Source organism: Dyella sp. LX-66 (assembly GCF_018599165.1).
GTDB lineage: Bacteria > Pseudomonadota > Gammaproteobacteria > Xanthomonadales > Rhodanobacteraceae > Dyella_D > Dyella_D marensis.
Genome location: NZ_JAHFVJ010000007.1, coordinates 178,491 through 192,136, shown reverse-complemented (window position 1 = coordinate 192,136; position 13,646 = coordinate 178,491). Strand labels below are relative to the sequence as shown.

The window sequence follows — 13,646 nt, the reverse complement described above, 5'->3', positions numbered from 1 at the left end:
GCCGCGGGCAAGCCGCGCCGGCACTGACATGGGTCGTCAAAGCCTGGGGATCAAGATCATGGGCATGGGGAACGGTTTTCCGCGCCAGCGCGAAGTGTGCCTGGCCGTCGTCGTGGCATTGGGCCTGAGCGCCTGCGGCGGAGGCGGCGGCAGCGGCAATGTCCGCGCCTCGCCGGGCACGCCGCCCAGCACGCCTTCGACGCCGTCGCAGCCCTCCAGTCCGCAGCCGCCGATCGACGCGCAGCTCACGCTGACCGACACCAATGCGGCGCACGCGCAGGGCTATACCGGCCAGGGCGTCACCATCGGCGTGGTCGACAGCGGCGTCATGCGCAACCACCCGGCGCTGGCCGGGCGCGTGCTGGCGGACCTCATCTATGTCGACCCCAGCGTCAACAACACCAGCATCGACGACGTGGTCGGCCACGGCACCTGGGTGTCGCAGGTGGCCGCGGGCAAGCCGGTGGGGCAGTTCGTCGGCGGCATCGCGCCGGGGGCGGACATCGTGTCGGCGCGCATCATCGCCGACAAGGCGCCGACCGACGACGGCTCCGGCCAGGGCAACCGCGTCACCACCGCCGACCCGCTGGGCGCGATCAACGACGACCTGATCGCCAACGGCGTGAAGGTGATGAACAACTCCTGGGGCGGCCTGTATTGGGACGCCACCGCCACCGCCACCACGCAGAGCTTCCACGACGCCTACAACCGCTTCGTCAACACCTGGGGCGGCCTGGTGGTGTTCGCCGCGGGCAACGATTCGAAAGCCAACCCCAGCGACGTGGCCGCACTGCCGGCGCGCGCGCCCGACCTCACCCGCGGCTGGCTGACCGTGGTGGCGGTGGACAGCAACAACCCCACCAAGCTGGCCAGCTATTCGAATGCCTGCGGCATCGCCATGAACTACTGCCTGGCCGCGCCGGGCAACCTGATCGTCACCGGCAAGGACGACACCGTCGGCAATACCAGCTACTACATCATCACCGGCACCTCGTTCGCGGCGCCGCAGGTGTCGGGCGCGGCGGCCCTGGTGTGGCAGGCCTATCCGTATTTCAGCAACGATCTGGTGCGGCAGACCCTGCTCGGCACCGCGGCGGATCTCGGTACGCCGGGGCCGGACGCCACCATCGGCTACGGCATGCTCGACGTGGGCAAGGCGGTGAACGGTCCGGCGAAGTTCGACTGGGGCGACGTCACGGTGAACTTCGCCGGCAGCTCCAGCTGGAACAACCCGATCTCCGGCGCCGGCGGCCTGATCAAGCAGGGCACCGGCACCTTGCTGCTGACCCAGCCATCCACTTACACGGGCCTGACCCAGGTGCAGGGCGGCGTGCTGTCGGCGAAATCGCTGGCTTCCGGCGTGGCGATCAGCACGCAGGGCACGCTCACCGACACCCATAGCATCGGCGGCAACGTGGCCAATGCCGGCGTGCTCACCGTGCGCGGCGGCGACGTCAACGTAGCGGGCAGCTATCAGCAGATGAGCGGCGGCCGTCTCGCACTCGAACTGGGTTCGGCGCTGCGCACCGGCGGCGACGCCACGCTCGGCGGCGGCGATCTCTACGTGATCGGCGCGGGTTCGGGCTATGTCGCCAATACGCATACCAATGTGCTGGTGGCGAACGGCAGGCTCACCGGCACGTTCTCGGCGGTCAACACCGCGTCCAACGTCTTCCTCAATGCGTCGATCAATTACGACGCCACCAGCGCCTGGCTCAACGTCACCCAGGTGCAGGTGACGGCGGTGCAGGGCATGAGCTACACCGCTGCTTCGATGGGCGCGGCGCAGCGCGTGGACGGCGCGTTCCAGCAGCTCAATACGCAGCTCGCGCAGAACGGCGTGAGCGGGCAGGCGGCGGCGTCCGGCTTTATCCAGGGCGCGGCGCTGCTGCAGCAGTCGCCGAATCTCGGCTCGGCGCAGCAGTCGCTGGAAAGCCTGTCCGGCCAGTTGCACGCGGCGAGCGCGGCGATGACCCTGCAGGCGATCGACGCCAGCACGCGCGCGTTCTCCGACCGCTTCGACGAACTCGCACAGGCGCCGCAGGCCGGCGGCTGGGCGCAGAACCTCGGCTACCAGGGTTCGATGGCGCGCGCCGGCTACGGCAACGTCGGTATGGATTTGAACGGCTGGATGGTCGGCCAGGACCGCCGCCTCGGCCCGAATGGCTTTGCCGGTTTCGCGGTGGCGCAGATGCAGGGCCTGGGCCGCCTGGCCGAGAGCGCGGACCAGGGCCGCAGCCGCGCGGTCGAGGGCAGCCTGTATGCCGGCGTCATGCGCGATTCCTGGTATGCGATGGGCCGCCTCGGCATCGGCGACTACCAGGAAAACATGCGCCGCCAACTGCAGCTCGGCGACGCCACCACCGCGGTGGCCAGCGATACGCGCGGCCGCTATGGCGTGGCCTATGGCGAAAGCGGCTACCGCTTCGACGCCGCCGGCCTGCGCATCACACCGTATGTCGACGTGCAATACACGCGCATCCAGCGCGATGGCTTCAACGAACTGGGCGGCTACGGCTTCGGCCTGAAGTCGCCGGGCCAGACCATCGAACGCTGGCAGGCCGGCGCCGGCCTGCGCGCGGCGCACAGCTGGCTGGTGCCCAGCCTGGGCCGGCTGGATCTGAAAGCACGGCTGTCCTGGCAGCAGTCGTTCGCCACGCGCGGCGACGTGTTCGACGCCAGCTTCACCGGGCTCAATCAATGGGCGCCGCTGGGCGGCATCGGGCTGGCGCGCTATGCGGGCCTGGCCGGGCTGGAACTGGACTGGCGCTTCTCGTCGCGCGGCGCGCTGCTGCTGGGCTACGACCAGTACTTCGGCCAGCGCGACCAGTCGAGCATGGCCACGCTGGCGTATCAGTACCGCTGGTAGGCGCCGCGCGGCATCGGCGCGCGCCGGGGTGGCTCAGCGCGTGCCGGGGCGCAGGCCGAACGGTTGGTAGTGGCCGCGGCGCGAAGCGTAGCGGGGGCGGCTGGCGAGCAGGCCGGCAAGCTGGTCGATGGCGGCGTCGGCCGGCACCGGCGTGGCGATGCCGCGTTCGGCATTCGCATGGCGCATGCGGCAGGTCAGCAGCAGGTCGGCAACCGCCTTGCGCGCTTCGTGCACCAGCGGATCGGAATGGATGCAATCGTTCTTCATGACGTGCCCGCGCAACGCGGGCCGGTAGCCGCTGGATCAGCGTGGCGCAGGATCGCCTCGGGCCGTGTCGCTTTCATGACGTTGCCGCGACGGATCGCGCACGCGCGTGCGCGATCCGCTGCCTGGATCAGGATGGGGCTCAGGACTTGCCGTGGAACAGCTCGCGGCCGATCAGCATGCGGCGGATCTCGTTGGTGCCGGCGCCGATCTCGTACAGCTTGGCGTCGCGCAGCAGGCGGCCGGCCGGGAACTCGTTGATATAGCCGTTGCCGCCCAGCGCCTGGATCGCTTCCAGCGCCACCTTCACCGCGTTCTGCGAAGCGTTGAGCAGGCAGGCCGCCGGGTCGATGCGCGACTTGCTGCCGTGGTCGAATTCCTGCGCCACCATGTAGGCGAAACCGCGCGAGGACTGCAGCGCGGTGTACATGTCGGCAACCTTGGCCTGCATCATGCCGAAGGTGCCGATCGGCGCATTGAACTGCTTGCGCTCGCGCACATAGGGCAGCACCAGGTCCATCGCGGCCTGCATCAGGCCGAGCGGGCCGCCGGACAGCACCAGGCGTTCGGTGTCCAGGCCGCTCATCAGCACGCGCACGCCTTCGTTGACTTCGCCGACGATGTTCTCGGCAGGGATCTCGCAGTCCTCGAACACCAGCTCGCAGGTGTTGGAGCCGCGCATGCCCAGCTTGTCCAGCTTCTGCGCGGTGCTGAAACCCTTCATGCCCTTTTCGATGATGAAGGCGGTCATGCAGCGGCTGCCGGCCGGACGCGGCGCGGTGCGCATGTAGACCAGCAGCACGTCGGCGTCGGGGCCGTTGGTGATCCACATCTTGGAGCCGTTGGCCACCCACACGTCGCCGCGCAGCTCGGCCTTGCAGCTCATCGAGCCGACCACGTCGGAACCGGCGCCGGGTTCGCTCATGGCCAGCGCGCCCACGTATTCGCCCGAGCACAGCTTGGGGATGTACTTGCGGCGCTGTTCCTCGTTGCCGTTGTGGAACAGGTTCTGCACGCACAGGTTGGAATGCGCGCCGTAGGACAGACCCACCGAACCGGAAGCGCGGGAGATCTCTTCCATCGCCACCATGTGCGCGAGGTAGCCCAGGCCGGTACCGCCGTAGGTCTCGGGCACCGTCATGCCGAGCAGGCCCATCTCGCCGAATTTGCGCCAGAGGTCGGCCGGGAAGACGTTGTCGTGGTCGAGCTGGGTGGCGCGGGGGGCAATCTCCTTTTCCGCGAAGGCGTGCACGCTTTCGCGCAACAGGTCGAGCTCTTCACCGAGGGAAAATGGACGCATCGGAAGCTTCCGGCAGAGGCGGGGGAGCCGGAAATGCTAACGCAGGAGCCGTCCCGGCCTTTGGCGCAGCGCACCACGGCGGCGTTTGAAGTCGGAATTAGTCCGATTGCTTCTGTCCGTGAACTAGATCACAGTTACCCAAAATAAGTGGGTGGGGGCACCTCAGGGAGTATGGATGTGAGAGGTTTTCTCGCGCTCCCGGCATTGCTCGGGGGCTTGAGCGCTTGGGCGCGCCGGCGGCTGCGCAGGGGAGTCTGGACACGCGGCGCATCGGTGAGCATCGAGCTGGGCGGACTGCGCCTGCGCGTGCTGCGCCGGGAACAGCCGTCCGCCGACGACGCCTGGTGCCGCAATCAACTGCTGGTCGATGCCCGCTGCGAAGCGCAGGATCGCGCGCTGCACGCGCACGGCACCTTGCTGTCCGCGGTGGACCTGCAGGCCTGGTGCCTGAAGCTGCCGCTGCTGCTGGAAGGCGAACTGACCGAACTGCACCTGTGCAGCGTCAGCGACCGCATCGGCCTGCATCTGCAGCGGCCGGTGCAGGAAGACCTCACCGCCGTGACGGTGGCCCTGGTCGATCCCGCGCGCGACGGCCAGACGCTGTACGACGCCTGGCACAACGGCCGTGGCCTGCTGTTCCTGGTCACGCAGATCCAGCTGCAGGAATTCTTCGCGCAGCTGGAACGCGCGATGCACCGTTTCCCGGTGCGCTACGGCCACGCGCAGCGGCAGCCGGCGTAGCCGGCACGCTCAGGGCACGGAGTGCCCTTGGCTCGCGGTCCAGATCGCATACCAATCCTCGTTGCTCAGCCGCACGTCCAGTGCGGCCACCGCTTCGCGCAGGCCTTCGATGCGGCCGCTGCCGGTGACCGGATAGGGCCGCGACGGATGGCGCAGCACCCAGGCGAAGGCCAGCGTGGCCAGGCTGATCCGCAGCCGCACGGCGATCGCCTCCATGCAGGCGCGCACGCGCACGGCCTGTTCGTCGGTGCCGGTGAACAGCCGGCCGCCGCCGAGCGGCGACCAGATCATCGGCCGCAGGCCCAGCTGCTGGGCCTGGTCGAGCGTGCCGTCGTCGAGCGCATCCAGATGCAGCGGCGACAGTTCGAGCTGGTTGGTGAGCAAGGGCACGCGCCGGTGCAGCAGCGCGAACTGGCTGGCGCTGTGGTTGGACACGCCCCAGTGGCGCACCTTGCCTTCGCGGGTGAGCGTGGCAAAGGTGCCGGCCAGTTCCTCCGCATCCATCAGGTAATCGGGGCGGTGGATCAGCACCAGGTCCAGCCGTTCGGCATGCAGGCTCTGCAGCGAGCGCTCCACCTGCGCACGCACATAGGCCGGCGTGGTGTCGTAGTAGTTGATCGGATACGGCCGCTTGGCCGAACGCAGGCGGATGCCGCACTTGGTCACCAGTTGCATGCGCTGGCGCAAGGCCGGCGCGGCTTTCAGCGCGGCGCCGAAGGTGGCTTCTTCTTCGTAGTCGCCATAGATGTCGGCGTGATCGAACGAAGTGATGCCCAGCTCCAGTGCCTGCTCGATCCAGCGCACGCGCGCCTGCACGTCGAGCTTCCAGCTGGTGAGCCGCCACAGGCCGGCGACGATGGGAGAGAGCTGCAGATCCGGCGTGGAGGAGAGCGGTTGCATGGCGCGGCCGATGGGGAAGAGCTGCCTATGCTATCGGCCGTTCGCCACCTGCGCGAATGATTCCGGGCACAAAGGCCGGGCGTTGCGGCGCTGACGCGGGTTTGACGAAACGCGACGTAGAAGGTGCCGGCGCGACACCGCTCGCGCGCCTTCCCCCATCCCCACCTGAGTACCCGCGCATGACCAAGACCCTGCTTATCCTGCTCGCCGCTCCCCTGGCCCTGCTCAGCCACACCGCCCGCGCCGACAGCGAAGCCCGCGACTGGGCCGCCGTGACGCGCGCCCTGCAGCAAGGCAAGCACGTCACCCTGGTGACCGATTTCAGCCAATGCCACACGCCCGACGGCGCCGCAGGCCCGGCCCTGGTCGGCGGCCTGCCGATCGCTTCGTTCCAGCTGGCCGGACCGGCGCTGGTGTTCTCCGAGTACCACCCCACCGTGCTGTCCAGCACAGGCGTGCGCATCGACGAGTTCGTGCGCTATCGCGCGATGGCCGACCAGACGCTGGCGATCTCGGTGTTCCAGGGGCCGCCCGGCTCGGAGAAACCGACGCAGATCGGGCAGTACCAGTGCAACATCGGGCAGGGAGCGAAGTTCTACGTCGACCGCAGGAGCTGGTTGCGCGACGGTGTGGAGCAGAACTGAACACGCGTCATGCCGGCCTGCGCCGGCATGACGGCTCCGTCAGCACAAGCCGCCATTCACCGCGAGCACCTGCCGCGTGATGTAGCCCGCTTCCGGGCTCATCAGAAACTGCACCGCACCGGCCACTTCCTCCGGCGTGCCCATCCGCTGCATGGGTATCGCCGCGAGAATTTCTTCCAGCGGCAATTCGGCATCGACCATATCGGTATCGATCAAGCCCGGCGCCACGCAGTTGACGGTGATCTTGCGCTTCGCCAGTTCCAGCGCCAGCGCCTTCGCCGCGCCGATCACGCCGGCCTTGGACGCGCTGTAATTCACCTGCCCGCGGTTGCCGATCAGGCCGGACACCGAGGTGATGCACACGATGCGCCCCGGCGCGCGGCGGCGGATCATCGGCATCACCAGCGGATGCAGCACGTTGTAGAAACCGTCGAGGTTGGTGCGCAGCACCTGGTCCCAGTCTTCCTCGCTGAGCGCGGGAAACGCGCCATCGCGGGTCAGTCCTGCATTGCACACCACGCCGTAGTACGCACCATGCGCGGCGACATCCGCTTCCAGCGCGGCGGCGCAGGCGGCGCGGTCGGCGATATCGAACTGCAGCACGCGCGCCTGCCGGCCCAGCGCATGGATCGACGCCTGCACCGCTTCGGCCTCGTCGCGCCGCGAGCGGCAATGCAGCACCAGGTCATAGCCCGCCTGCGCCAGGCGCAGGGCGATGGCGCGGCCGATGCCGCGGCTGGAACCGGTGACCAGGATGGTGTCCGTCATGCGTGGCTGTCCTCGATAAGCGCAGCGGCAACGATAGCGAAGCGGCGCGCGGCGATCACGCCGCCCGCCGCAATACGCGCCGCCGCACCAGCCATTCGCCGGCGAACAGCGCGCCCATGATCAGGTAGGCGATCAGCCCGTTGTACAGCGTCCACCAGCGCAGCGGCGCCCATAGCGTAAGCGCCGCCGAGGCCAGCGCATTGGCGGCGAAGAAGCCCATCCACAGCCAGGTGACCTTGCGCGTGTACGGCACGGCGGCGGCGGGCAGTTGCGGGTCCTGCACGCGGGCGATGCGTTCGATCATCGGCGGCCCATAGCGCAGGGTCAGCCCGAAGGCGAGCAGCAGCAGCGCGCAGATCAGGGTGGGATACCAGCGCAGCAGCTGCGATTCGCCGCTGAGCGCCAGCAGCGCGCAATAGGCCAGCGCCGCGCCCAGCATCCAGCGGCCGCCCGGCTGGCGCCACAGCGCCGGCGCGCGCAGCAGCCAGGCGGCGCCCAGCGCCAGCGCAAAGATCTGCGGCGGCACGTATTGCATGCCGAAGTACACCAGGAAGGGATACAGCACGCCGACGGCGAGCAGCAGGAAGGAAGTGAGTTTGCGCATGCGGCCGGTCGGCACTCCACGAAGCGGGCGGGGTTCGCCGCCTCCGCGACTATGCGCCCGCGCGGTGCGCGGGCCGGCGGCATGCTACCAGAGGCGGCTCAGCCGTCCCGCACTTCCAGCGCCAGCTCGGCCAGCCGCTCGCGCTGGGCCAGGATCAGGGCGAGCTGGCCCAGCACCAGGCGCGCGGTTTCGTCGCCGCCGGCATACGCCGGCATGGTCAGCAGCAACGGCGCGGGTTCGTTCGTCTCCAGCGCTTCGGCCAACTGCTCCAGCGCTTCCACGGTCTGCGCGCCGCAGGACTGCACGGCCTCGCGCGCATGCCCCGCGGCGAGCGCCTGCCGGTTGGCGCCCAGCGCCGAAAGCTGGCTGAGCAGCACGTGCGCCGCGCCCAGGAAGCGCAGCAGGGATTCGCCGCCGCGCCGGTGCCGGCCCGGTTCGCGCAGCATGTTGGAGAGCACGCCGCTGAGGTTGGCATCGGCGTTGTGGGCGTCGCGCCGCGCGATGCGGTAGGGCAGGTCGTCGCGCCGGCCCTCGGTGTACTGCGCCAGGATGCTGGCCAGATAGCGCGCATCGCAGCGCAGCGTGTCCGCCATCACCTGGTCCAGCCGCCGCCCTTGCCAGTCGGGCAGCACCAGATGGATGGCCAGCGCCGCGATCGCCACGCCGATCAAGGTGTCGACCATGCGCGGCCACATCACCTCGTAGCCATTGCCCACCTGGTTGAAGCACAGCACCACGAACAGCGTGATCGCCGCGGTGGCCAACGTGTAGCGCCGCTGGCGCGCGGCGAAGAACACCACGCCGGCCACGATCAGCAGCGGCACCTGCGCCGGCCCGAACGGCAGCAGCCGCAGCGCGGCCCAGCCGGCGACGAGGCCGGCCAGGGTGCCGCCGGTACGCTGCAGCAGCCGGCGCCGCGTGGCGCCATAGCTGGGCTGGCATACCAGCAAGGTGGTCAGCAGGATCCAGTAGCCGTTCTGCGGATGCACCACGCGCAGCACCGCATAGCCGGCGAGCAGCGCCAGTGCGAGGCGCAGCGCGTGGCGGAAGCGGAACGAGCGCGGCGTGAACTGGATGCGGATGCGCTCCCACGCCTCGGCCAGGTTGCCGGGGCCGGGATCCTGCAGGGCGCTTTCCTCGCCGGGCACCGGGCCGCTCGCCGGCTGCTCGCGTTCGAGCAGGGACTGGATCGCATCCATATTGCGCAGCAGCGCATCGAGCGAACGCAGCAGGTGCGCGTCCGGCGGCGTGGCCTGGGCGCGCAGCGCGTCGATCGCATCGCGCACGTCGTCCAGCGCGGCGCGCGCGCCGTCGTCGACCTGCAGCGGCGTGCGCAGGCGCAGCATCCGCGCGCGCTGGCGGCACAGGCCGGCATGGCGGCGCAGCAGGTGTTCGCAGCGGAACAGCACGTCGCTGTGGAAGAACGCTTCGGCCAGCGCGTCGTACGGGTAGTGCGAGGAGCTGACGCGCTCGTGGATGTCCTGCGCGGCGAAATACAGGCGCAGGCGTTTCGCGGTGGGGCCGCTGGGCCGGCGCGGGCCGATGCGGTCGATCAGGATCAGCCGCGTCTCGTTGAGCGCCTGCACCACCTTCTCGTTGCGCATGGCGAGGTCCTGCTGCAGGGCCTCGCGATCCACGCCCGGCAGCGGCGCGAACAGCGCCGCCTTGCCTTCGAGATAGCCGGCCAGTGCATCGAAGGTGCGCGCCAGCGCATGGCGCACCGCCTGCTGCGGCGACAGCGCGCTCCACAGCAGCGAGAGCAGGCCGTACCACGCGGCGCCGGCCAGCAGCAGCGCCGGTTCGCGCAGGGAGCCGGGATGCGCGCCGGCATCGGCCGCGATCATGGTGTACACGGAAAGCAGCAGGGCGGAGCCGGCGATGGTCGCGTAGCGATGGCTGGCCGCGCCCAGCATCACCAGCGCGAACGTCGCCAGCGGCAGGCCCAGCGCGAACAGCACGGGATGCGGCAGCAGCAGCTGCACCGAGCTGGCGGCAACCGCATAGCAGGCCAGCGTCACCAGCAGGGTCGCCAGGCGGCTGCGCCAGTGGTCTTCGGTTTCCGCCAGCGCGCAGGCGATCACGCCGAGCAGGGCGGGGATGGCGTCGGCGAAATGGCCGTCCGCCAGGCAATACAGCACCACGCCGCCGAGGCCGAGCAGCACGCGCAGGCATTCGGCGAAACGGTCGGAGCCGCGGATGCGGCGCCAGGTGTCGGCGATGGAGGAGGGGGGCAGGGTCACCCCACAAGGATACGGAAAGCCCCTCTCCCTCCGGGAGAGGGGTTGGGGTGAGGGTACGGGCGGAGTGGTGCGTCCCGCTCCGCCCGTACCCTCATCCGGCTGCCGCCACCTTCCTCGCTCCTCAAGGCCGGGCACATCCCTGTGCCCTCCCCGCGTGCTCCCGGGGGGAGAAGGACTCCACGTTTAAGCGATCTTTAGGCCGCCACACCCATGAACAACGAACGGTGCGCCGCCACGCCCGCCATCACGCCGGCCGAAGCCGCGCGGGTGGCATTGGTGAACAGGGTGGCGGCGTCGCCCGCCGCGAACACACCCGGGACCGTGGTCTGCTGCATGCCGTCCACCCGGATCACCGAACCCAGTGGCCCGCTGTCGAATTCGCAGCCGAGCTGCTCGGCCAGCGGGCTGGCCACGCGGGTGCGCGGCGCCACGAACAGGCCGTGCATCGGCACGATCCGCTCGTCAGCCAAGCGCACGCCATCCAATCGCGGTGCCTCGCCCAGCAGTTCCACCACCGGTTGGGGTTCGATCCGCACTCCACGGTTGGCCAGTTGCGCGAGTTCCGCCTCGTCCAGCGTCAGCATGCCCTGGGTGAACAGCGTGGTCGGACCCCAGTCCGGCACCAGCAGGGCCTGGTGGGCGGAACTGGGATGAGTGGCGAGCACGCCGAGCGGGCCTTCCAGTTCGTAGCCATGGCAATAGGGGCAGTGCACGACCGTCTGGCCCCAGCGCTCCGCCAGCCCCGGCAACGCGGGCAGTTCGTCGCGCACGCCCAGGGCCAGGATTAGCCGCTCGGCATCCACCGTGGCGCCATCGTCGAGGGTTACGCGAAAACCATCGCCTTCGCGCGCAGCAGTGGCTGCCATGCCCTGCCGGAAACTCATGGTCGGATAGCGCAGCAACTGGTCGATCGACTCGCTGAGGATCTGCGCCGGCGCCTTGCCGTCATGCCCCAGGAACCCATGCGAATGCGCGGCAAACCGGTTGCGCGGCATACCCGCATCCACCACCAGCACCTTGCGCCTGGCCCGCGCCAGCTGCAGTGCCGCGGCCAGGCCGGCAAAACTGCCGCCCACCACGATGACGTCGAAGCTCATGGCTTGCTCCTATCAAGTATCTTTGAAAGTTACAAACTAGCGCGTAACGCCATCTTATGCAACATTGAGAGTTACTTGAGTCCAGCGAGCCGACCCATGAAAGGCGACAACCGGCTTTCCCGCATGCTCCACGTCCTGATCCACCTGGGCCAGCAGGACACCCCCACCACCTCCGAACTGATGGCCCAGATGCTCAACACCAACCCCGTGGTGGTCCGCCGGACCATGGCCGGCCTGCGCGAAAAAGGCTTCGTCCGCGCCGACCGCGGCCACGGCGGCGGCTGGACCCTCACCCGCCCCCTGGCCGACATCAGCCTGCTGGACGTCTACCGCGCCATCGACGAGCCAGCGATCTTCGCCTTAGGCATGGCTGAGGACACCCCACGGTGCCTGGTAGAGCAGGCGGTGAACGCAGCACTGGAAGGCGAACTACGCAGCGCCCGCGAACTCCTGCTCAAGCGCTTCGAAGGCATCACGCTCGCGACATTGACTAAGGATTTTGAGAAGCGTGCACGCAAGCATGCTCACTCGCGTGCTCATTGCCCCGCATAGGAAACGACGGACGTTACGCTCCGCCCGGCCCCTCACCCTGCCCTCTCCCCGGAGGGGAGAGGGGTGATGTCGTGAGGTAGGTAGGGGCGAAGAGCCAAAGCTGGCGCCAGTCCTTGAACCTCCTCTTCGCCACGGCACGTTGAAGCACCCGCTACGTAAACGCAAAGTCGTTTCGTGTAGACCCAGGTTAATCAAGTTACCGCAGACGCCCACTGCTCCTTCTAGTCGCGTCGCGAGCCTTGGCTCTGAAGGCCATTTCTTTTGGGTTACTTTTTCTTTGGGCCAGCAAAGAAAAAGTGACTCGGGCGCCGGCAGGCGCACGAAATGCCCGCTGCATAAGCGGCCCATTCGCGGCACCGCGAAAACCAGGCGATACCGCAAAAGGATCCCGGCCTACGCCGGGATGACGAGTAGGGAGGCCCACACCGGGACGACGAGCAAAAAAAAACGCCCCCCAAGCGGGAGGCGTTCTCAAACAACAAACCGCGCGCGGCTTACTGCCCGCGCATACGCCCCGCAAACCGCGGCGCACCATTACCCATATGCGGCAGCTTAATCTTGCCAATCGAGCTGATGCGCTCCTCAGCCAGGCGATCAGCCGCCTTGTAAGTGGCCACGCCCTCCGTCTTGGAGATCTCGAAAATCCGACCCAGGTTGTAATAAATGGTGCGCATCATGCGCATCGCCCGCTCACGGTTATACCCGTCGATCTCCAGCGACACATTCATCACGCCACCCGCATTCACCGCATAATCCGGCGCATACAGCACCCCACGGCGCGTCAGCTCATCACCGATCGAATCGGTAGCCAGCTGGTTATTCGCCGCACCGCAGATAATCTTCGCCTTGATGCGATCAATCGTCTGCTCATTGAGCGTGCCACCCAGCGCACACGGCGAATACACGTCAGCGTCGACGTCGTAGATCTCGTCCAGGCCCACAGCCTCGCAACCCAGTTCATCGACGCAACGCTGCACAGCGTCCTTGTTGATGTCGGTGACGAACACCTTCGCCCCCTGCTCGCGCAGCAGCTTGATGAACTCGCTGCCCACGTGGCCGCAGCCCTGCACGGCGTAGCTGTACTTGCCCACGTCCTCGTTGCCGTGCTTGACCTGCAGCGCGGCCATCAGGCCCTGCAGGGTGCCGAACGCGGTGAACGGCGAGGGGTCGCCCGAGCCGCCGTGCACCTGGTGCACGCCGGTCACGTATTCGGTTTCACGGAACACGTATTCCATGTCGTTGACGTCGATGCCGACGTCTTCGGCGGTGATGTAGCGGCCGTTGAGCGAGTTGACGAAGCGGCCGAAGGCGCGGAACAGCGCTTCGGACTTGTCCTTGGACGGATCGCCGATGATCACCGCTTTGCCGCCGCCCAGATTCAGGCCGGCCACGGCGTTCTTGTAGGTCATGCCGCGCGACAGGCGCAGCACGTCGTTGACCGCGTCCTGCTCGGTCTTGTACGGCCACATGCGCAGGCCGCCGAGAGCCGGGCCCAGCACCGTGTTGTGGATCGCGATGATGGCCTTCAGGCCGGCGTCCTTGTTGTGGCAGAAGACGACTTCTTCGTGACCCGTTTTGGCGATGGTTTCGAAAATCATTGGAACGGTGACTCCACGGTGGGGTGGCGCGGTTGGGGATGCGGTTGTCGGTACGGCGGCCGCGGGGCG

The 13,646-nt window shown here is 68.3% G+C and carries 12 protein-coding genes; 4 read left to right on the top strand and 8 right to left on the bottom strand.

Translation table 11 applies throughout. The features are described from left to right. The first annotated feature begins 28 nt into the window (after window positions 1–28). On the top strand, window positions 29–2,869 hold the full coding sequence (locus KK141_RS15635) for a S8 family serine peptidase (RefSeq protein ID WP_250901782.1): 2,841 nt from the start codon (window positions 29–31) through the stop codon (window positions 2,867–2,869). A 33-nt stretch (window positions 2,870–2,902) separates the two neighbouring features. Here KK141_RS15635 and KK141_RS15630 read toward each other — a convergent pair whose 3' ends face one another. Then, window positions 2,903–3,136: a hypothetical protein gene (locus KK141_RS15630; protein WP_214571490.1), complete on the bottom strand. Its 234-nt coding sequence runs from the start codon at window positions 3,134–3,136 to the stop codon at window positions 2,903–2,905. A 139-nt stretch (window positions 3,137–3,275) separates the two neighbouring features. Beyond that, complete coding sequence (locus tag KK141_RS15625) at window positions 3,276–4,433, bottom strand: isovaleryl-CoA dehydrogenase (protein WP_214571489.1); 1,158 nt, start codon at window positions 4,431–4,433, stop codon at window positions 3,276–3,278. 273 nt (window positions 4,434–4,706) lie between these two features. On the opposite strand from KK141_RS15625, the gene KK141_RS15620 reads away from it, so the two are divergent. Then, the gene (locus KK141_RS15620) at window positions 4,707–5,174 is read left to right on the top strand and encodes a hypothetical protein (protein WP_214571488.1); all 468 of its coding nucleotides are present in this window, start codon (window positions 4,707–4,709) and stop codon (window positions 5,172–5,174) included. Window positions 5,175–5,183: 9 nt separating this feature from the next. On the opposite strand, the gene KK141_RS15615 is transcribed toward KK141_RS15620, so the two are convergent. Next, window positions 5,184–6,074, bottom strand: a complete 891-nt coding sequence (locus KK141_RS15615; protein ID WP_214571487.1) for an aldo/keto reductase — start codon at window positions 6,072–6,074, stop codon at window positions 5,184–5,186. A 179-nt stretch (window positions 6,075–6,253) separates the two neighbouring features. Between KK141_RS15615 and KK141_RS15610 the strand changes: the two genes are divergently transcribed. Beyond that, a complete protein-coding gene (locus KK141_RS15610) occupies window positions 6,254–6,718 on the top strand; it encodes a VirK family protein (RefSeq protein WP_214571486.1) in 465 nt (154 codons plus the stop codon). A gap of 39 nt (window positions 6,719–6,757) precedes the next feature. Here KK141_RS15610 and fabG read toward each other — a convergent pair whose 3' ends face one another. The 4 genes from fabG to KK141_RS15590 all read right to left on the bottom strand — a co-directional run bounded on the left by fabG (window position 6,758) and on the right by KK141_RS15590 (window position 11,427). Further along, entirely contained in the window at window positions 6,758–7,486 is a 729-nt protein-coding gene (fabG, locus tag KK141_RS15605) for a 3-oxoacyl-ACP reductase FabG (protein ID WP_214571485.1), read from the bottom strand. Window positions 7,487–7,541: 55 nt separating this feature from the next. Beyond that, a complete protein-coding gene (locus KK141_RS15600; protein ID WP_214571484.1) occupies window positions 7,542–8,090 on the bottom strand; it encodes a hypothetical protein in 549 nt (182 codons plus the stop codon). 98 nt (window positions 8,091–8,188) lie between these two features. After that, complete coding sequence (gene yccS / locus KK141_RS15595) at window positions 8,189–10,330, bottom strand: YccS family putative transporter (RefSeq protein ID WP_214571483.1); 2,142 nt, start codon at window positions 10,328–10,330, stop codon at window positions 8,189–8,191. 194 nt (window positions 10,331–10,524) lie between these two features. After that, window positions 10,525–11,427: an NAD(P)/FAD-dependent oxidoreductase gene (locus KK141_RS15590; RefSeq protein ID WP_214571482.1), complete on the bottom strand. Its 903-nt coding sequence runs from the start codon at window positions 11,425–11,427 to the stop codon at window positions 10,525–10,527. A 96-nt stretch (window positions 11,428–11,523) separates the two neighbouring features. Here KK141_RS15590 and KK141_RS15585 point away from each other — a divergent pair, with 96 nt between their 5' ends. Continuing rightward, entirely contained in the window at window positions 11,524–11,979 is a 456-nt protein-coding gene (locus tag KK141_RS15585) for an Rrf2 family transcriptional regulator (protein ID WP_214571481.1), read from the top strand. 494 nt (window positions 11,980–12,473) lie between these two features. Here KK141_RS15585 and KK141_RS15580 read toward each other — a convergent pair whose 3' ends face one another. After that, window positions 12,474–13,577 carry a Glu/Leu/Phe/Val dehydrogenase dimerization domain-containing protein gene (locus KK141_RS15580; RefSeq protein ID WP_214571480.1) on the bottom strand — a complete coding sequence of 368 codons (1,104 nt, stop codon included), beginning with the start codon at window positions 13,575–13,577 and terminating at the stop codon, window positions 12,474–12,476. Window positions 13,578–13,646: the final 69 nt, after the last annotated feature.